Genomic DNA, 20,317 nt, shown 5'->3' with positions numbered 1-20,317 from the left:
TTTTTTAAATCTATTAATTTTATAATTCAAAAATAAATTTCACGTTACAAGGTTTAAATAACTAAAACATTAGGTGTTTTAGCGAATGCTATGAATAGAAAATGAAGTCGCTAATCAATTTTTAAGATTTAGTAACATACATTCTAGGTTTTACTTCGGATATTTCTCTGCAATTTTATCCAATCCTAAATTATGAATACTTCCTAAATGCGAATGCTGTTTCCCTAAATCTGGTTTGTAAGTTCCTGCTTGCACTTGACCGCCAATTTTTTGATAGGCTTCCCTAAAAGACATTCCTTCTACTACCAAATTATTAATGCTATCTACTGTAAATAAATATTGGTATTTTTCATCATTCAAATCAATATCTTTTACAATCACTTGTTGAATGGAATAATTAAAAATATCTAAAATATCTTTTACATCTTCAAAAGCGGCAATAATATTCTCTTTCAACAATTGAAAATCTCTGTGATAACCAGTTGGTAAATTATTGGTAATCATTACCATTTCTGTGTGTAAAGCCTGAATTTTATTACATTTTCCACGGATCAATTCAAAAACATCTGGGTTTTTTTTGTGTGGCATAATGCTACTTCCTGTAGTTAGTTCATCAGGAAAAGAAATAAAACCAAAATTCTGACTCATATATAAACAAACATCCATGGCAAAACGAGACATTGTATTACATAATCCTCCTAAAGCAGAAGCGATTGAACGTTCACTTTTTCCTCTACTTAACTGTGCTGCAACAACATTGTATTTTAAGGTTGCAAAATCTAATTCTTTGGTGGTTAATTCTCTATCAATAGGAAAGGAGCTACCATAACCAGCAGCAGAACCTAAAGGATTTTGATCTACCATTTTTGCAACTGCATTTAGCATATACACATCGTCAATTAATAGTTCTGCATAAGCAGAAAACCACAAGCCAAAAGATGATGGCATTGCTACCTGTAAATGCGTATAACCAGGTAATAAGCTGTCTTTATGTGTTTCTGATAAACCTAAAAGTGTATCAAAAAGTGTTTTTGTCTTATCATTTATAATTGATAAATTCTCTTTATAATACAGCTGTAAAGCCACTAAAACTTGATCGTTTCTAGAACGAGCTGTATGAATTTTTTTACCAACTTCACCTAATTTGTTGGTGAGTTCCCATTCAATTTTAGAATGCACATCTTCAAAAGATTCCTCAATAACAAATGTTCCGTTTTCAATATCAGCCGCCAATTCATTTAAGCCTTTTTTTAAGTCAGTTAATTCATCAGCAGAAATAATTCCAATAGATTCCAACATTATGGCGTGTGCTAAAGAAGCTTGCACATCATATTTTGCGATATGAATGTCAATTTCTCTATCATTACCTACTGTAAAGTTTTCTATTTGTTTGTCTATTGAAAATCCTTTATCCCAAAGTTTCATATTTTTCTTTTTTATCCTGCAAGGTCTTAAAGACCTTGTAGGTATATTATGATTATAATTTAAATACCAACAAGGTTTTAAAAACCTTGCAGGATACTAGCCTTATTATGTTATTACACGATTCAACAATTCCACATAAATTTGTATGCCTTCTTCAATTTCGGCAACATAAATAAACTCATCAGCAGAATGTGATCTTGTGCTATCTCCAGGACCTAATTTTAAAGATTGGCAAGATAAACAAGCTTGATCAGATAGGGTAGGAGATCCATAAGTTTCTCTTCCCATTGCAATTCCTGCTTTTACCAAATCGTGATTTGGATTGATTGATGACGAATTTAATCGTAAACTTCTTGGTGTTATTTTAGTACAAGGAGATTGTTCTTGTAAAATAGTTGCAATTTCTTGATTCGAATACGCATCATTTACACGAACATCGATAACCAAATCTACGTGTGCAGGCACCACATTGTGTTGAGAACCCGCATTTATTTGAGTAACCGTCATTTTAACATCACCTAAAGCTTCTGATGATTTTTTAAATTTAAAATCTTTAAACCATTGCAAAACATCAATCGTATTATAAATGGAATTGTTGTTATTTGGATGTGCAGCATGACTAGGAGTTCCTTCTACAACTGCATCAAAAACAACCAAACCTTTTTCTGCAACCGCTAAATTCATTAAAGTAGGTTCACCAACAATTGCCACATCAATATGTGGAATGATAGACAACATCGAATTCAATCCGTTTTTACCACTACTTTCTTCTTCTGCAGAAGCTACAATTACCAAATTGTATTTCAAGTTTTCTTGAGCATAAAAATGCGCAAAAGTGGCTAGTAAAGAAACCAAACAACCCCCTGCATCATTAGATCCTAATCCGAATAATTTACCATCTTTTTCAAATGCCTCAAAAGGATCATTTGTATAGGCTGAATTTGGTTTTACAGTATCATGATGTGAATTTAATAGTAATGTTGGTTTACTTTCATCAAAATGTTTATTGGTTGCCCAAATATTATTTTTAGTACGTTTAAACGGAATGTTATTGTCTGTAAACCAAGCTTCAATTAATAAAGCTGTGTTTTCTTCTTCGGATGAAAAAGATTGCGTTTCAATCAATCTTTTCAATAATGAAATTGCTTTTTCAGTTAATTTTGTAATACTCATTTTATACCGTAATTGTTGTAAATAGCTCGTTTTCTTTGGTTAGCATAGACGTATTGCCAATATAGACTTTTTGCACACCATTGTGTAATGCATCAAAACAATTATCTATTTTAGGAATCATTCCATCAGAGATAATGCCGTCTTTTAATAACGCCTTATAGCTCTCTGAATTGATGTTTTTAATCACAGATTCTTTATCATTAAAATCTTGTAAAACACCATTTAATTCAAAACAATAATAAATTGATGTTTCATAGATTTTGCTCATTCCAACTCCAATTGTACTTGCAATGGTATCTGCATTAGTGTTTAATAGTTGTCCATTTCCATCGTGCGTAATGGCACAAAAAACAGGAGTAAAATCAGCTTTAATTAATTTATCAATAGAATTATGAGCTACTTTTTTTACATCACCCACAAAACCAAAATCAATTTCTTTTACAGGTCTTTTGTCCGATTTTATACTGTTGATATCTGCACCTGTTAAACCAATAGCATCAACTTGTAAAGCTTGTAATTTAGCTACTACATTTTTGTTGACCAAACCTCCATAAACCATTGTTATGACTTCTAAGGTTTCTGCATCTGTAATACGTCTACCATTAATCATTTTAGATGCAATACCTAATTTTGATGCAATATGAGTAGCACGTTTTCCACCTCCATGCACCAAGATTTTTTTTCCTTCTAGATTAGAAAATAATTTTAGAAAAGCATTTAAAGAAATTTCATTTTCTATAATGTTTCCTCCAATTTTTATGATTGATAGTTTTTCCATTGTTCGCTGTTCGCTGTTCGCTGTTCGCTGTTCGCTTTTTGCTGTTCGCGGTTAATGGCTAAAAGTTAAATGCTAAAAGCCAATTATAAATCCTCTAATATTTTTTTAAGTACCAATTGTGCTGCATAAGTTCTATTATTTGCTTGCTGAATAACTAAAGAACTCTCAGAATCTAAAACAGCATCTTCTACCACAACATTTCTTCTTACAGGCAAACAGTGCATAAATTTTGCGTTTCCTAATTTCTCTTTTGTAATCATCCAATTAGGATCTGTATTTAGCACTTTTCCATAATCGTCATAAGAACTCCAGTTTTTAGTATACACAAAATCGGCATCTTTAAAAGCTTCCTCTTGATTGTGATAAATTGGAATATTCTTAGTGATTTCTGGACTCAAATTATATCCTTCTGGATTTGTAATCACAAAATCAACATCCATTTTCTGCATTGCTTGGGTAAAACTATTAGCAACAGCATGTGGTAATGATTTGATGTGTGGTGCCCAACTTAAAACTACTTTCGGTTTCTTTTTTGTTGCGTTTTCAGAAATGGTAATAGCATCTGTTAAACCTTGTAAAGGATGCCCAGTAGCACTTTCCATACTTACTATGGGCACAGAAGCAAATTCTACAAAAGAGGATAATACTTGTTCAGATTCGTCTTTTTCCTTGTCAGTTAAACTAGGAAAAGCTCTTACAGCAATCACGTCACAATATTGAGAAACTACTTGAGCAGCTTCTTTAATATGCTCAGCTGTATTTCCATTCATTACAGTTCCATCACCAAATTCAATTCCCCAAGCATCTCCTGAAACATTCATTACTATTGGGTCCATCCCTAAATTTAAAGCCGCTTTTTGAGTGCTTAAACGCGTACGTAAACTAGAGTTAAAAAATAACAGCCCTAAAGTTTTATTTTGTCCTAAATATTTATTTGCTAGTGGGTTTACTTTAATTTCTTTGGCTTCTTCAATCCAAGAATTAATATTATCAATGTCGTTTATGGATGTGTAATTTTTCATACTTTATATTTTTGACAAGGGATTTAAACCCCTTGCTATTCAATTATTTTATTTTTGTAAAAGGCACAATATTATCAAATGCATTTGTAATAAAATTATCTTCTAAACCATTTACAATCCAAGTTTCTATATTTGCATTTTTTGCTAATGAAGCTGCTTCAATTTTCGATTGCATTCCTCCAGTTCCATGGGTAGATTTAGAGCTTACAACTTCTTGTTGTAAAACACCTAAATCCATTACTTCTTCAATAGTTTTTGGTTTTTTATTTTTAATAGATTCCTTTGTATAAATACCATTTGTATTTGTGGCAATAATTAGCAAATCCACATCTAATAAGGAAGCTGTTAAAGCAGCCAATTTATCATTATCTCCAAATTGAATTTCATCTGTAGCAACAGTATCATTTTCATTAATAATAGGTATATAATTATTATTTACCAAAACATTAATGGTATTAACAATATTGATTTTGCTTTGTTGTTTTTCAAAATCGGAATAGGAGAGAAGACATTGAGAACTCAATAAACCATATTCTCTAAAAATTTCTTGATAAATACGGATTAAATGAGGCTGCCCAATAGAAGCCAATGCTTGTTTTACAAAAACATCTTCTTGTTTGCTTTCTAGTTTTACAAACTGTTTTGCAACAGCAATTGCACCAGAACTAACAATAATAAACTCACAAGTATCTTTGAGTTTTGCAATTTGATTCGCAATATCCTCAATTTTTCCTCTAGAGATATTATTGGTTTCTTTCGTTAATGTGTTCGAACCAATTTTTAGTAAAATTCGCTTCTTTTTATTCATTTAATTCAGAATTTTTACCCTGTTTTTATTCATTCCAACAACCAACAACCAACAACTACCTCCTAACCTGTCCATTTCCATGCACATACCATTTATTGGTAACCAAATGTTGTAAACCAATTGGTCCACGTTGATGTAATTTGTCTGTGCTAATTGCCAATTCTCCACCTAAGCCCAATTGACCTCCATCTGTAAAACGAGTTGATGCATTGTGATATACAGCCGCAGTATCTACATTTTCCATAAATGTTTTTGCGACTTCATCATTTTTTGTGATAATTACAGAAGAATGACCACCAGAATATTTGTTGATTTTAGCAATTGCATTTTCAGTATTATCTATTTTACCAATCAATATTTTATAATCTAGAAATTCTTCATACCAAATTTCGTCTGATGAAAAGTTTTTAGCTTTTAGAACTTCGATATTTAAATCGGTCAATTTTTTGATTAACACATTTACAAAATCTATTCTATTTGGCAGATTTTCATCAATCAAAATTTTATCTACAGCATTACAAGCCGAAATTTTAGATTTTCCGTTGATGATAATATCAAGTGCTATATTTGTATCAGCATCTTGATGAACAAACACAAAATTATTTCCTCGTCCGCTAATAATTACAGGACAAGTTGCATGTTTTTTAACAAATGCGATTAAACGTTCTCCACCTCTTGGCACAATTAAATCTACTTTTTGCGTTGGTTTTTCTAAAAATGCTTGCGTTTCAGTTCTGTTGAATTGCAAATATTCCACCCAATCAGTTGAAGCATTATGTTGTTTTAACGCTTTATGCCACAATTCAACAATCTTTAAATTAGAATTTAGAGACTCTTTACCACCTTTTAAAAGAATTTTATTACCTGATTTAAAGGCAATTCCTGCAGCTTCTACAGTTACATCTGGTCTAGATTCATAGATGATAAGCACTGTGCCAAAAGAAGCAGTTTTATTGTAGACTTGCATTCCGTTTTCGTGCTGAAAACTAAAACGTTCCACACCAACAGGATCATCTTGAGAAGCCAAATGTTTTGCAGCAGCAATCATTTCATCAACTTTGGCATCATTTACTTTTAAACGATCAAACATCGAAATATCATCGCCTTTATAAGCATCACAATCATTTTTATTGATGTTGATAATATCAGCTCTATATTCATCTAAAAGCTTTGCCATGGTTAGCAAAACGTTATTTCTAGTTTCTATGGATAATAAAGTATTCATATGGAGTTTCTAATGCTTTAAAGCGTCAATTAATGCTTCAAAAAATTGATTGATGTGTTCTTTTTTGACTGTTAAAGGAGGTAAAATTCGCAATAACTTTTTATTCATTGCACCACCTGTAAAAATGTGGTAATCATAAATGAGTTTTTTACGTAAGTCACCCACTTCAAAATCGAACTCTAAACCAAGCATCAATCCTCTTCCCTTAATGTTTTTGATTTGAGGAATTGTTTTTGCAATTTTAATAAAGTATTCAGAAATTTCATTGGTATTAGCTATTAAATTTTCTTCTTCAATTGCATTCAATACAGATAAACCAGCAGCACAAGCCAAATGATTACCACCAAAAGTTGTACCTAACATCCCATATTTTGCTTTGATGTTTGGATGAATCAAAATACCACCAATAGGAAAACCATTACCCATTCCTTTAGCAATAGAAATAATATCTGGAGTTACTTTATAATGTTGAAATGCAAAGAATTTTCCTGAACGACCATAACCAGACTGCACTTCATCAGCAATAAACATGGTGTTATTTGCCTTACAAAGGATATCAACTTGCTCAAAAAAGTTAGCAGTTGCTTGGTCTAAACCACCAACACCCTGAATAAATTCTACAATTACAGCGCAAACATCACCTTTTTCGATTTCGGTTTTTACCCCATTAATATCATTTAAATCTAAAAACGTAACTTTTTGTTGCGCGTTAATTGGTGCAACTACTTTTGGATTGTCAGTTGCAGCTACTGCAGCAGAAGTTCGTCCATGAAAACCATTTGTAAAAGCAATTACTCTTGATTTTTCGGTTTGAAATGAAGCTAATTTTAAGGCATTTTCGTTTGCTTCTGCACCAGAATTACATAGAAACAATTCATAGTTTTTACAACCAGAAAGCGTTTCAATTTTATCTGCTAATTGCTTTTGCAACGGATTTTGAATGGCATTAGAATAAAACCCCAACGAAGCTACTTGATTTGTTATAGCCTCTACATATTTTGGATGTGCATGACCAATAGAAATTACGGCATGGCCACCATATAAATCTAAATATTCAGTTTCATTTTCATCATACACATAGACTCCTTTTGCTTTAACAGGAGTAACATCATACAAAGGATATACATTAAACAGTGGCATATTATTAATTTTTATTTGATAATTTTCTTATTAAGCAAGTGAATAAATCACCTTGGATTATTTTGTTTTTATTTGGTTGATTTTTTCAAAAGAAGCGTTAATTCCTTTAATTAAAGAAGAACTTAAACCTTGATGTTCCATTTCATTTAAACCCTCTATTGTACAACCACTTGGTGTAGTAACTCGATCTATTTCTGCTTCTGGATGATTGCCAGATTTCTTTAACAAAGTAGCTGCGCCAAAACAGGTTTGCATTGCCAATTCGTGTGCTTCTGCAGCTTCAAAACCTAACTGAATAGCACCTTGAGTAGTCGCTCTAATCAAACGCATCCAAAAGGCAATTCCACTAGCACAAATTACAGTAGCAGCTTGTAATTGTTCTTCAGGTATTTCCATAGAAACGCCTAAACTATCAAATATGTTTTTTGCCAGCTCAATTTGAGTTTTCCCTTTTTCATTGGTTGAAAGGCAGGTCATAGATTGACGCACTGAAGCAGCTGTATTTGGCATTGCCCTAACAATAGCATGTTTTGCACCAATTGTGTTTTCTATTTTTCCTATAGAGTATCCTGTAGCAACAGAAATGACCAATTGTGTTTTTTTTAGTGCATATTTTACACTCTCTAAAATTTTACTAAGGTGTTTTGGTTGTACAGCAAATATTATAATATCTGAATTTTCTATGGCTAATCCATTATCTGAGGTAAGTACAACTTCTTTATTTCTTTTAAATACATCTAAAGAAGCTGTATTTCTTTTAGTTAAATATAAAGAGCTTACTACTTTTTTGGAAAGCAAACCTTTTGCTATGGATTGCCCTAAACTACCTGTTCCTATTATAGCTACTTTCATCTTTTTAGTTTTAAAGTTTCAAAGTTTGAATGTTTCAAAAGTTAAAACTGTTAATAGTTAGATACTGAAACAAGTTCAGTATTTTAAGCCTTTGTAAGGCTTAAAAATAATTCGCTTTTAAATTTAATCCTAAACTTTCTTCAAAATCAAACATTAAATTCATATTCTGAATGGCCTGACCAGAAGCACCTTTTAATAAATTATCAATAGTGCTTGTTATTAACAATTTATCTCCGTGTTTTTCTAATTGTACCAAACACTTATTTGTATTTACTACTTGTTTCATGTGTATGGGTTCATTAGCAACAAATGTAAAAGCAGCATCTTTATAATAGTTTTGGTAGATTTGTTTGGCATCATCTAAAGAACCACTAAACTTTGTATAAATTGTTGCAAAAATACCTCTAGAGAAATTCCCTCTGTTTGGCATAAAGTTAATTTCAGAATTAAAATTAGCTTGTAATTGCCTTACAGTTTGATTGATTTCACCTAAATGTTGATGATTAAAAGCTTTATAATGCGAAAAATTATTATCTCTCCACGTAAAATGTGTGGTTTTTGATAATGATGTTCCTGCACCTGTTGCACCTGTTACTGCATTAATATGAACATCATTCTTTAATAAACCATTTGCTGCTAAAGGTAAAATAGCTAATTGTAAAGCGGTTGCAAAACAACCCGGATTTGCAATATATTTAGCCGTTTTAATGGCCTCTTTTTGTAATTCTGGTAAACCATATACAAATTCTTTACCTTCAAAATTTTTATTAGTAATTAGCCTAAAATCATTACTTAAATCTATGATTTTTGTAGTTGATGAAAAACTGTTTTTTTCTAAAAAGGCAGAAGAATTTCCATGACCTAAACACAAAAACAAGACATCAACATCAGCATTTATTGCTTGTGTAAACTCAATTTCTGTAGAACCAATTAAATCTTGATGCACTTTATACAATTTGTTACCTGCATTAGACGTGCTATACACAAAATTGATATTTGTTTTTGGGTGACTTAATAACAATCGAATTAATTCTCCTGCTGTATAACCTGCACCACCAATAATTCCTACTTGTAAATTTTTCATTCTAATATTTTTATCCTGAAAGGTCTTTGAGTCCTTGTAGGTTTTAAGTTGATACCTACAAGGTTTTTAAAATCTTGCAGGAATTTTATTTATTTAATCGTGTAAATGTCTTGGACAGAATTTTTCAGTTACACAATTAAACAAATTAACAGTTAAACTATTTTTTATTTACTTGCTGATATATTTTATTCTGATTGCCTAAAATCTTTATAAAACCTTTTGCATCATCTGCGGTCCAAGCTTTATTTTCTTCTCCATAAGTACTAAATGCGCTAGACATTAAATCGTGGTCTGAAACAATTCCATCCAAAGAAAAATGATACGGTTTTAAAGTAACAACAACATTACCAGAAACCATTTTTTGTGAACTCTGTAAAAAAGCTTCAGTATCTCTCATTACAGGATCTAGATATTGCCCTTCGTGCAAATGCATTCCGTAAAAACTAGACAAATATTCTTTGTGCTGTAATTGCCATTTTGTTAAAGTATGTTTTTCTAATAAATGATGTGCTTTTACTGTAATTAAAGCAGCAGCAGCTTCAAAACCAACTCTACCTTTTGTGCCCACAATAGTGTCTCCCACATGAATATCTCTACCAATTGCGTATTGAGAAGCGATATTATTAAGCTTTTCAATATTTACTTCTGGTGTGTTTTCTTCCCCATTTAATGCTATAAATTCACCATTTTTAAACGTAAGTGCAACTTTTTCTTCACCATCTTTTTCTAACTGTGAAGGATAAGCCTCATTTGGTAAAGGTTTTTCTGATTTTAAAGTTTCTACACCACCAACACTTGTTCCCCAAAGTCCTTTATTTACAGAATACTTAGACTTTTCCCAATTCATATCTATTCCTTCAGATTTTAGATAATCAATTTCTTCTTGTCTTGTTAATTTTTGATCTCTAATTGGCGTAATAATTTTAATATTTGGTGCCAATGTTTGAAAAATCATATCAAAACGAACTTGATCATTTCCTGCACCTGTACTTCCATGAGCAATATATTCTGCATCAATACTTTTTGCATATTCTATGATTTCTATAGCTTGAATAATTCTTTCTGCACTTACAGATAAAGGATAAGTAGCGTTTTTTAATACGTTACCAAAAATTAAATACTTTACTACTTTATTATAAAAAGTAGCAACAGCATCTATATTTTTATAGGTAGTAACCCCCATTTTATAAGCATTACTTTCTATGTGTTTTACTTCGGTTTCTGTAAAGCCACCTGTATTTACACTTACAGCATGTACTTCGTAATCTTTTGATAAACTTACTGCGCAATAAGAAGTATCTAAACCTCCACTATATGCAATTACTAATTTTTTCATGATATTATTTTTTATCTTTTTTTAAGAATAAGTTTTGTCTGAATTTTTTTATTCGTTCAAATCGGCTTTCTTTCAAAGCCTCAGTTTCTTCTTTATTTTGTTTTTTTGGATCAAATAGCATTCCTGTACACAAACACATTTTACGTTCTGTTCTTGTTAAAACATCAAAATTTCGGCAAGTTTGGCAACCATCCCAAAAACTTTGATCGTCTGTTAATTCTGAAAATGTAACAGGTTTATACCCTAAATCGCTATTTAGTTTCATAACCGCTAGTCCTGTTGTAATACTAAACACTTTAGCATCAGGGAATTTGGTTCTAGAGTGTTTGAAGATAACTTCTTTAATTTTTTTTGCAAGTCCTAGATTTCTAAAATCAGGATGTACAATTAGGCCAGAATTTGCCACAAATTTTCCATGACCCCACTGTTCTATATAGCAAAAACCAGCAAATTTATCGCCTTCTAAGGCAATAACTGCATTACCATTTTCCATTTTAGAAGCAACATATTCAGGTTTTCTTTTAGCAATACCTGTACCTCTAACTTGTGCAGCTTCTGCAATTGTATCGCAGATAATCTGAGCGTAAATAGTATGTGATTTGTTTGCAATTACAATTTCCATTGCATTGTGTTTTTTATTTTGATAAAGTTCTTTTGTTTGTTGTTGATATAGAATTGGACGCACCTAAATTCTGAAAATAATAATTACCCCAAAGGGCGAATAGGAAACCTACGTCGCATATTATTATTAGTTAAAATAACTGGTAATTTGTAATAAGATGTTTTAGAAAGATTCACGATAATAAATAAAAAGGTTGAGTACTTAAATATGTTGATAGTTTGCTAAATGAAATTTTTAGCGGCGAACGCAGCGAAAGCGTAAGCTGGGTGCTGTTGAAGTACATATTTTATTTATTCTTGTAGTAATCATTGGTGTAAAAGTATATATTTTTTCTTTTTTGATACCACAATAGTAAAGATTTTTGTCAATTTTTATTAAATATTAACCAATTTATAATTTTAGTTAAGATTTTAATATTTAAAAACTATGAATTTCTAGAATTAATGATTTTTTAATTACAGTTTATAACTATGGTTTTTTTAGAATTTAGCTCTAAAAATAAAAGTTTGATCATTAAAATTACAATTCGGTCTTAAAAAATTACAACTCGGTAGGGTTTACTTTTAAAAACTGTGGTTCAGTTGCATATTTGTACCATAATTAATCACTAACACATAAAAACAATTTATTATGAAATTTCTTTTAACCTTATTATTTTCAGCAACATTATTTATTTCAAACAAAATAAATGCGCAAGACAAAGTTAACATTACTGCAACTGTAATTAATATAACCTCTAATGATGGCAAAGTTGGTTTTGCTTTATACAGTAAAGATAATTTTATGCAAACACCTGTTCAAGGCACAAATGGTAAAATTGTAGATGGAAAAAGTACAGTAACTTTTAAAGATGTGGCTCCAGGAGAATATGCAATTGTTTGTTATCATGATAAAAATAATAACGATAAGATGGATTTTTCTGCCCAAAGAATGCCTCTAGAAGATTATGGAGCCTCTAATAATTATATGGCTTTTGCACCACCAACATTTGACAATGCAAAGTTTGTAGTTTCTGATAAAAATGTATCTTTAGATATCAAATTTTAATTAATATTTATTTAAAGAAATATGAATTCTGAAAGCAGATCATTAAAAGAAAGTCTTAAAGACGGCATTGTTGTAAGTTTAAAAATAACATTAATCTTTGCAGTTTTTTTTACAACTATTAATCAGAATTATTCGATTAAATCAATTGGTTATACACTATTAATATCTGCTATGTATTCATTTGGTTTAGGTTTTGCACAGGGGTTTATTAATGATGTTTTAAGCAAAAAGTGGGATTGGGTTACCCATACCAATACAAGGGTTTGGGTGGGTATTATATCTACAATCGTATATACAGTTCCTGTTGTTTTATTGATAAACTACATCAATTTTGTGATAATTTCTGGCAGTAATCCTAAGTATTTTTTTACGGGTAATTTTCTTTGGCAACATATTTTTTATATTATTCTTTCATTTGGTGTTTCAGCATTTTTACATGCTAGAGGATTTATGATTGGCTGGAAAAAATCTGTAAAACAAGAAACCACTAAACAACAGATTGTAGCAAAAACAGAAACTGCAAAATTCGAATCTTTAAAAAATCAATTAGACCCGCATTTTTTATTCAATAGTTTAAATGTATTAACGAGTTTAATTGGCGAGAATCCTAACCAGGCAGAAAAGTTTACCACAAAATTATCTAAAGTTTACAGATATGTTTTAGAGCAAAGAAATAAAGATTTAGTGCCTATTCAAGAAGAATTAAAGTTTGCAAAAACCTATATGGAACTGTTAGCAATGCGTTTTGAAGATGCTGTAGAATTTAATATTCCGAATGAAATAGAGAACAACGAATTAAAAATTGTACCACTTTCTTTACAATTATTGTTAGAAAATGCAGTAAAACACAATGTGGTTTCATCTTCTAAACCATTAGTAATCTCAATTTATGAAGAGCAAAATCATTTAATTATTGAAAATAACATCAATCCAAAAGAAGCCATTGGTAAAAGTACAAAAGTAGGTTTACAGAATATTGCTGATAGATATGGATTAATAACAGACAGATCTGTTAAAATAGAAAATAACAACACAACTTTTAAGGTGAGTTTACCTCTCCTTTATAAAATGAACGACATTATGTACACAGAAAATTTAGAAAATAGCAAATATGTAAAAGCCGTAGAAAAGGTAGAAAGACTAAAAGAATTTTATCAAAATTTGGCTTCTTATTGTTTGGTAATTCCCTTTTTAATATTTATCAATTTAAGATTTTCTCCAGGATTTCAATGGTTTTGGTTTCCAATATTTGGTTGGGGAATAGGCCTAACATTCCATTTTTTAGAAGTAAACAATTACAATGTTTTATTAGGTAAAAATTGGGAAGACAAAAAGATTAAAGAGTTAATGGAAAAAGAAAATACACAAAAAAGATTACGATAATGAGACAGCGATTTACAGAAGAACAGCTATATATTTTAGCACGTAAAAGAGTAGAAAAAATTAGTAAATTTTACAAGCATTTGGCAACTTACCTAATTATAAATGTATTTTTAAGTGCTATTTTTATAGCAGGTGATATTAATGATGGTGAAACTTTTAATGAGGCTTTTTGGAATTATCACAATTATAAAATTTGGTTGTATTGGGGTATAGGAATCTTGTTTCAAGCCATAAGTACTTTCGGTTTGCCTATGTTTTTAAGCAAAGATTGGGAAGAAAGAAAAATTAATGAGTATTTAAAACAAGAAAAAACAAGGTAATGGAAAAAGACTTTACAAGAGAACAACGTTTTTTAAAAGCGCAAAAACAAGTAGAAGAAATAAAAGGTTTTTATATTCACTTAACTGTGTATTGTTTGGTAATTCCTTTTATTATTTTTATCAATTTAAAATTTGTACCACATTTTCATTGGTTTTGGTTCTCGGTTTTAGGTTGGGGTTTTGGGTTGTTTTTTCACTGGTTAAATACTTTCGGATTTAATTTATTAGGATTTGGAAAAAACTGGGAAGACCGAAAAATTAAAGAGTTTATGAATGACAATAATTAACAAAATGCAGTCAAATTACATAAAATATCAAATGCGCTTAAAGGCAACACAAAAAGTAAAAGATATTAAAGGTTTTTACACACATTGTATCGCATCTTTTTTAATATTGCCTTTTTTAGTGTTTATCAACCTACAAACAGTCCCACAATTCCATTGGTTTTGGTATGCTATTATGGCTTGGTGCATTGGTTTAATTATTCATTGGATTAATGTTTTTGCATTCTCTAAAATGGATTTTAAGAAAGAGTGGAAAGATAAAAAGGTTCAAGAAATTTTTTTGGGAGATCGTAAAGAAGTTAAATCAGAACAAGAATCTAAATTTATTCAAGAACAATATTATTTAAAAGCAAAAAAAGCAACCGAAGAAATTAAAGGGTTTTATATACATTTAATTGTTCATGTACTCTCTTTTCCTCTAATCGTTTTTGTCAATTTAAATTTCGTGCCAAGTTTTCATTTTTTCTGGTTTGCTTTAGGTGGAATGTTGATTTCTTTATTTTTTCATTGGTTGGGTGTTTTTGGTTTTGAGTTTTTAGGATTAGGTGAAAATTGGGAAGAAAGAAAAATAAATAAATTTATAAACAGTAATACAATTTAAAACAATGCAACAAGATTTTACAGAAGGACAAAATTATATAAGGGCTAAAAAAAGGGTAAAAGAAATTAAAGGATTTTACATTCATTTAATAGTTTATGTTTTGGTAAATCTTTTTTTAAGCGGAATTATAGTGTACGGATTAATGAAAAGTGGAGATACATTTAAAGAAGCACTTACCAACTTTGGTACATATTCTACAGCATTCTTTTGGGGTATAGGAATGTTTTTTCATTGGTTAGGGGTTTTCGGATTCAAATCTTTAGGTTTTGGTAAAGATTGGGAAGACAGAAAAATTCAAGAATTGATGGAAAAGGATAAAAAGCATAAGCGCTTAGAATAAACGATAAATTTTAGATTAAAGAAAATATTTTTTTACTAATGTAAAAGCTTTTTTAACTTACCAACAACCAACAACTAAAAATAACCAAAATGAATGTATTAATCATAGAAGACGAAAAACCAGCAGCAAGAAGATTAAACAGAATGTTGGCAGCTTTAGATATTGAGGTACAACAAATGTTACATTCTGTTGAAGAATCTTTAAATTGGTTACAAAACAATACACACCCTGATTTGATTTTTCTGGATATTCAATTATCTGATGGATTGTCTTTCGAAATTTTTGAAGAAATTGAAGTAAAGTCAGCTATTATTTTTACGACTGCTTATGATGAATATGCCTTAAAAGCGTTTAAACTAAATTCTATAGATTATTTATTAAAACCAATAGATGATGATGAGTTAGAAGCTGCTGTAAATCAGTTCAGGCAACAACAACCACAGCAGTCTGATGTTCAAGTAAATTTAGATGATATCAGAAAATTATTGATAAATCCAGTAGATCGTAAATTTAAAAAACGATTAACCATTAAAGTTGGGCAACATATAAAAATCATTCATATTAATGAAGTAGAATGTTTTTATAGTGAGAATAAATCTACCTACATCCACACTAAAGAACATAGAAATTTTTTGCTAGATAATTCTTTAGAGAATTGGCAAGATCAGCTAGATCCAGAACAATTTTTTAGAGTAAATAGAACTTTTATTGTTCATATCAATGCCATAAAAGATATTGTAGCCTATTCTAATTCTCGTTTAAAACTTATTTTAAATTCATACAAAGAAACCGAAATAATTGTAAGTAGAGATCGTGTAAAAGATTTTAAGAATTGGATAGACTAATAAATGTAATCAGTTTTTTGTATTCTTTTATCAATATTTATCCCATTAAAATTTTAATCAATAAGAAAATATTTTGATTTTCAAATGGGTAAAAGAAATTAAACATTAATCATCTTCTAAGAATATTTTAATATCACTTAAGTAATTTCTTACGAACCTCATTTTTATTAGAAAAATATATTTCATAATATTGCATATTGTATACAATGTGCAATATTATGATTGAAAGATACTCACTCAAATCACAAATTATAAATACAATTTGGCAATTAATACTTAAAGGAGACATTAAACCCAATGAACCTTTAAGAGAAATACACTTAGCCAAACAACTAAACATAAGCAGAACTCCTTTAAGAGAAGCTTTACAAAAACTAGAATGGCAAAATATTGTAAAGTCAGAGCCAGGTAAAGGGTTTCGCTTGTCAGGGTTTTCGGTACAAGAAGTTAGAGAAATTTATCCTCTTAGAGCAAAATTAGAATCTTATGCTTTAGAATTATCTGGTATTCCTTCTGATAAAAATATACAAAAATTAGTTCATTTAAATGAGCAAATGTTAGCTGCAACTTCACCAAAATTAGTTATAGAATTAGATGAGCAATGGCATAACTTGTTAATAGCCAACTGTAAAAACAGAATATTGTTAGATATGATAAGCATGTTACACAAACAATCTAAACGTTATGAGTATGCTTATATGAATATGAAAAATAAAGTAGAAGTATCAACAGATCAGCATTTACAAATAATAAAATTTTTACAAAAAGGAAATTTAAAAAAAGCCGCAAAACTTTTTGCAAAAAACAATGCTGTAGGTATAGAAACTTTGGTAAGCTGGTTAGAATCTAAAAATGAAAAAAATAAACAATAAATAATACTATGAAAAAAATAATATTTGCTTTTACAATTTTACTTTTTTTTGGCTGTAAAACATCTAAAGAAATTAAAAAACCTGTTTTTACAGAACTTACTAATTTAATTGATAAATACGCTTCTGAAACACTTCAAAAAAACAACATTAATAGTTTAGCGATTGCTGTTTATAAAAACGATAATTTTTATCATAATTATTATGGAGAAATTGATAAAAATGCTGGTAATAAGCCTAATGACAGTACTTTGTTTGAAATTGCATCTATCTCAAAAGTTTTTTTAGGTTCTCTTGTTGCAAAGGCAGTTTTAGAATATAAACTTACATTAAATGATGATATTAGAATGTATTTAAAGGGGGATTATGCTAATTTAGAATTTGAAGGAACACCAATTACTATAAAAAACTTGTTAACTCATACTTTGGGTTTTAAAAACAAAAATCCTAAAGGTTTAGTAGAGTTCAATAAAAAAGTTAAAAGTGGTTATTATGAAAAAAATAATGAACCTTATAATTATAATATAAATGATTTTTTAAATGAATTAAAAAACAGTAAACTGAACAAAAAACCAGGAACTTTTTACCAATACAATTCTGTTGGACCAGAATTATTAGCCTATATCTTAGAACAAGTTTATAACAAATCTTATAAGTCCTTATTAAAAAAGTTTTTTATAAAATTAGAAATGAATAATACTTATTTAAACGATTATTCAAAAATTAGAAATCGCATTGCAAATGGTTATAAAGGAGATACGCTAATGCCCTTAGAAAGAAATCCATTATTGGGTGGTACAGCAGGTATAGTTACAACTTTGCCAGATTTATCTAAGTTTATGAAATTTCAATTAAAAAGTAAAAATTCTTTAATAAAAGAATCAACAACAAAATTATTTGACAATAATGATGGTGATGAATTAGGCTATCTTTGGGAAGTGGGTGAGGCTAAAGAAGAAGGCTTTTATTATCTTAAAAGTGGTACTTCTAAAGGTATACAGAGTGTGATTTTAATTTGTCCTGATACAAATTATGGGTTTATTTTAATAGCCAATAATACTTCAGACAAAGCTTTTAATAACTGGGTTAATCTTTACTATAGCATAGAAAATAATTTAATAAAATATCCAAAAATGAATTTAGTAGCTTTATTAGAAAAAGATTTACTTTCTAATACAGATAAAGCTATAAAAAAATATAAAAAACTAATTGTAGAAGAAAACGCTTATTATACAAATGCAACAGATTTAAATAACTTAGGATATAAGCTTTTAAACGCAGAAAAAAACAAAGAAGCAATAAGCATTTTTAAATTATTAGTTTTAGAGTTTTCTGATAATTATAATGCATATGATAGTTTAGGAGAAGCGTATTTTAAAAATAAAGATTATAAAAAAGCATTATTAAACTACAATAAATCTTTAGAATTATACCCAAATAATTCAAATGCAAAAAAATATATCAACAAAATAAATAAAATAGAAGGATAAATACGCAAAACTATGTTCAACAAAACACATTTTTTATTTTCCAACTATTAAACTTTACCTATTTTTATGGTTTTAGTCTGAATACCTTTCAGGTTTGTTAAATTATTTTAAATGAGTCAACAAGAAGAATTCTTCCAATATATTTCTGATGGTTACCAAACCAAAGGCGATGCTATAGAATTAGGTGCAGCCATGTTAGGTGAAAAAACCATTACCAATGCCTTGGTTAAAGTGCCTTTAAAAACTTTAAATAGGCATGGTTTAATAGCAGGAGCCACAGGAACTGGAAAAACAAAAACATTACAAGTTTTAGCAGAAAATTTATCAGAAAAAGGAATTCCTGTTTTGTTAATGGACATTAAAGGAGATCTTTCTGGTTTGGCAAAAGCAAGTCCTGGACATCCAAAAATAGATGAACGTCACCAAAAAATTGGCTTTCCTTTCGAAGCAAAAAAATTTCCTATTGAGGTTTTAACTATTTCTGAACAAGATGGTACTCGTTTACGTGCAACTATTTCTGAATTTGGACCAGTTTTATTATCTAGAATTTTAGATCTTACAGAAACACAAAGTGGCATTGTAGCCATAATTTTTAAATATTGTGATGATCATAAGTTACCATTATTAGACATTAAAGATTTTAAAAAAATTTTACAATATGTTACCAATGAAGGTAAAGAAGAAATTAAAGCAGAATATGGGCGAATTTCTACAGCATCTACAGGGGCTATTTTGCGCAAAATTATTGAAATAGAACAACAAGGTGGTGATTTATTTTTTGGCGAAAAATCTTTTGATGTAGAAGATTTAACTAGAGTTGATGAAAATGGTAGAGGTATTATTTCTGTATTGCGTTTAACGGATATTCAAGACAAGCCAAAGTTATTTTCAACATTTATGTTGCAATTATTAGCAGAAGTGTATGAAACGTTTCCAGAACAAGGAGATTCTGAAAGACCAGAATTGATTATTTTTATAGACGAAGCTCATTTGGTTTTTGACCAAGCCTCTAAAGCATTATTAAATCAGATAGAGAGTATTGTAAAACTAATTCGTTCTAAAGGTATTGGTTTGTATTTTGTAACGCAAAACCCTAAAGATGTTCCAGAAGATATTTTAGCCCAGTTGGGTTTAAAAGTACAACATGCTTTAAGAGCTTTTACAGCTAAAGATAGAAAGGCCATTAAATTGGCTGCAGAAAATTATCCAGATTCCGAATATTATGATACGAAAGAAGTATTAACTCAATTAGGAATTGGAGAAGCATTTGTATCTGTATTAAATGAAAAAGGAATACCAACACCATTAGCAAGAACCATGTTGCGTGCGCCAATGAGTAGAATGGATGTTTTAACAGATAAAGAGCTGAAAAATGTTATTAATAACTCTCGTTTATTTTACAAATACAACGAAAATTTAGACAGAGAAAGCGCCTACGAATTGTTGAATTCTAAAATACAAAAAATCAATTTAGCTGAAGAAAAAGCTATTCAAGATGCTAAAAACAAAAAAGAAAAAGAACGTTTAGCTAAAGAAAAAGAAAAGGAATCTAGAAGAAGAACATCATCAAGAAGCAGAAGTACCAGACAAGATCCTTTAGTAAAAGTATTAACTAGTGCCACTTTTATTAGAGCTGTTTTCGGAATTTTAAAAAAAGTAATCAAATAACAAAA

The 20,317-nt window shown here is 29.7% G+C and carries 21 protein-coding genes; 10 read left to right on the top strand and 11 right to left on the bottom strand.

Features of this window, described 5'->3' with window-relative positions:
• Positions 1-150: 150 nt before the first annotated feature.
• From argH to SJY27_RS03005, 11 genes are all read right to left on the bottom strand, one after another.
• Positions 151-1,425, bottom strand: coding sequence for an argininosuccinate lyase (gene argH, locus SJY27_RS03055; protein WP_397446787.1), 1,275 nt, complete (start codon positions 1,423-1,425; stop codon positions 151-153).
• 105 nt (positions 1,426-1,530) lie between these two features.
• The gene (locus tag SJY27_RS03050; RefSeq protein ID WP_397446786.1) at positions 1,531-2,598 is read right to left on the bottom strand and encodes a M20 family metallo-hydrolase; all 1,068 of its coding nucleotides are present in this window, start codon (positions 2,596-2,598) and stop codon (positions 1,531-1,533) included.
• 1 nt (position 2,599) lies between these two features.
• Entirely contained in the window at positions 2,600-3,376 is a 777-nt protein-coding gene (argB, locus tag SJY27_RS03045; RefSeq protein ID WP_397446785.1) for an acetylglutamate kinase, read from the bottom strand.
• A gap of 83 nt (positions 3,377-3,459) precedes the next feature.
• Positions 3,460-4,398, bottom strand: coding sequence for an N-acetylornithine carbamoyltransferase (locus SJY27_RS03040; protein WP_397446784.1), 939 nt, complete (start codon positions 4,396-4,398; stop codon positions 3,460-3,462).
• 43 nt (positions 4,399-4,441) lie between these two features.
• Positions 4,442-5,206, bottom strand: a complete 765-nt coding sequence (gene proB, locus SJY27_RS03035) for a glutamate 5-kinase (RefSeq protein ID WP_397446783.1) — start codon at positions 5,204-5,206, stop codon at positions 4,442-4,444.
• 55 nt (positions 5,207-5,261) lie between these two features.
• On the bottom strand, positions 5,262-6,431 hold the full coding sequence (locus tag SJY27_RS03030) for a glutamate-5-semialdehyde dehydrogenase (protein WP_397446782.1): 1,170 nt from the start codon (positions 6,429-6,431) through the stop codon (positions 5,262-5,264).
• A 9-nt stretch (positions 6,432-6,440) separates the two neighbouring features.
• Entirely contained in the window at positions 6,441-7,571 is a 1,131-nt protein-coding gene (locus SJY27_RS03025; protein ID WP_397446781.1) for an aspartate aminotransferase family protein, read from the bottom strand.
• 57 nt (positions 7,572-7,628) lie between these two features.
• On the bottom strand, positions 7,629-8,423 hold the full coding sequence (gene proC, locus SJY27_RS03020) for a pyrroline-5-carboxylate reductase (RefSeq protein ID WP_397446780.1): 795 nt from the start codon (positions 8,421-8,423) through the stop codon (positions 7,629-7,631).
• 100 nt (positions 8,424-8,523) lie between these two features.
• The gene (argC, locus tag SJY27_RS03015) at positions 8,524-9,507 is read right to left on the bottom strand and encodes an N-acetyl-gamma-glutamyl-phosphate reductase (RefSeq protein WP_397446779.1); all 984 of its coding nucleotides are present in this window, start codon (positions 9,505-9,507) and stop codon (positions 8,524-8,526) included.
• Between the two features lie 157 nt (positions 9,508-9,664).
• A complete protein-coding gene (locus SJY27_RS03010; protein WP_397446778.1) occupies positions 9,665-10,843 on the bottom strand; it encodes an argininosuccinate synthase in 1,179 nt (392 codons plus the stop codon).
• A 4-nt stretch (positions 10,844-10,847) separates the two neighbouring features.
• Positions 10,848-11,465 (bottom strand): GNAT family N-acetyltransferase, encoded by a 618-nt coding sequence (locus tag SJY27_RS03005; protein WP_397446777.1) that lies wholly within the window; start codon positions 11,463-11,465, stop codon positions 10,848-10,850.
• A gap of 630 nt (positions 11,466-12,095) precedes the next feature.
• On the opposite strand from SJY27_RS03005, the gene SJY27_RS03000 reads away from it, so the two are divergent.
• The 10 genes from SJY27_RS03000 to SJY27_RS02955 all read left to right on the top strand — a co-directional run bounded on the left by SJY27_RS03000 (position 12,096) and on the right by SJY27_RS02955 (position 20,312).
• On the top strand, positions 12,096-12,512 hold the full coding sequence (locus tag SJY27_RS03000; RefSeq protein WP_397446776.1) for a DUF2141 domain-containing protein: 417 nt from the start codon (positions 12,096-12,098) through the stop codon (positions 12,510-12,512).
• 21 nt (positions 12,513-12,533) lie between these two features.
• Positions 12,534-13,895 carry a 2TM domain-containing protein gene (locus tag SJY27_RS02995; protein WP_397446775.1) on the top strand — a complete coding sequence of 454 codons (1,362 nt, stop codon included), beginning with the start codon at positions 12,534-12,536 and terminating at the stop codon, positions 13,893-13,895.
• Entirely contained in the window at positions 13,895-14,215 is a 321-nt protein-coding gene (locus SJY27_RS02990) for a 2TM domain-containing protein (protein ID WP_397446774.1), read from the top strand. Before SJY27_RS02995 ends, SJY27_RS02990 begins: the two co-directional genes overlap by 1 nt.
• Positions 14,215-14,502 (top strand): 2TM domain-containing protein, encoded by a 288-nt coding sequence (locus SJY27_RS02985; protein WP_397446773.1) that lies wholly within the window; start codon positions 14,215-14,217, stop codon positions 14,500-14,502. The genes SJY27_RS02990 and SJY27_RS02985 overlap by 1 nt, the downstream gene beginning before the upstream one ends.
• Positions 14,489-15,100, top strand: a complete 612-nt coding sequence (locus SJY27_RS02980; RefSeq protein WP_397446772.1) for a 2TM domain-containing protein — start codon at positions 14,489-14,491, stop codon at positions 15,098-15,100. Before SJY27_RS02985 ends, SJY27_RS02980 begins: the two co-directional genes overlap by 14 nt.
• Positions 15,101-15,104: 4 nt before the next feature.
• Complete coding sequence (locus SJY27_RS02975; RefSeq protein WP_397446771.1) at positions 15,105-15,440, top strand: 2TM domain-containing protein; 336 nt, start codon at positions 15,105-15,107, stop codon at positions 15,438-15,440.
• A gap of 89 nt (positions 15,441-15,529) precedes the next feature.
• Positions 15,530-16,285, top strand: coding sequence for a LytR/AlgR family response regulator transcription factor (locus SJY27_RS02970; protein ID WP_397446770.1), 756 nt, complete (start codon positions 15,530-15,532; stop codon positions 16,283-16,285).
• Positions 16,286-16,503: 218 nt separating this feature from the next.
• Positions 16,504-17,157, top strand: coding sequence for a GntR family transcriptional regulator (locus SJY27_RS02965; protein ID WP_397446769.1), 654 nt, complete (start codon positions 16,504-16,506; stop codon positions 17,155-17,157).
• Positions 17,158-17,165: 8 nt separating this feature from the next.
• Positions 17,166-18,644, top strand: a complete 1,479-nt coding sequence (locus SJY27_RS02960) for a serine hydrolase (protein ID WP_397446768.1) — start codon at positions 17,166-17,168, stop codon at positions 18,642-18,644.
• A 111-nt stretch (positions 18,645-18,755) separates the two neighbouring features.
• A complete protein-coding gene (locus tag SJY27_RS02955) occupies positions 18,756-20,312 on the top strand; it encodes a helicase HerA-like domain-containing protein (RefSeq protein WP_397446767.1) in 1,557 nt (518 codons plus the stop codon).
• Positions 20,313-20,317 lie beyond the last annotated feature (5 nt).

The organism is Polaribacter sp. R77954 (assembly GCF_044595335.1).
GTDB lineage: Bacteria > Bacteroidota > Bacteroidia > Flavobacteriales > Flavobacteriaceae > Polaribacter.
The sequence above is the reverse complement of the archived record's forward strand: the minus strand, read 5'-3'. Positions and strand labels throughout refer to the sequence as shown.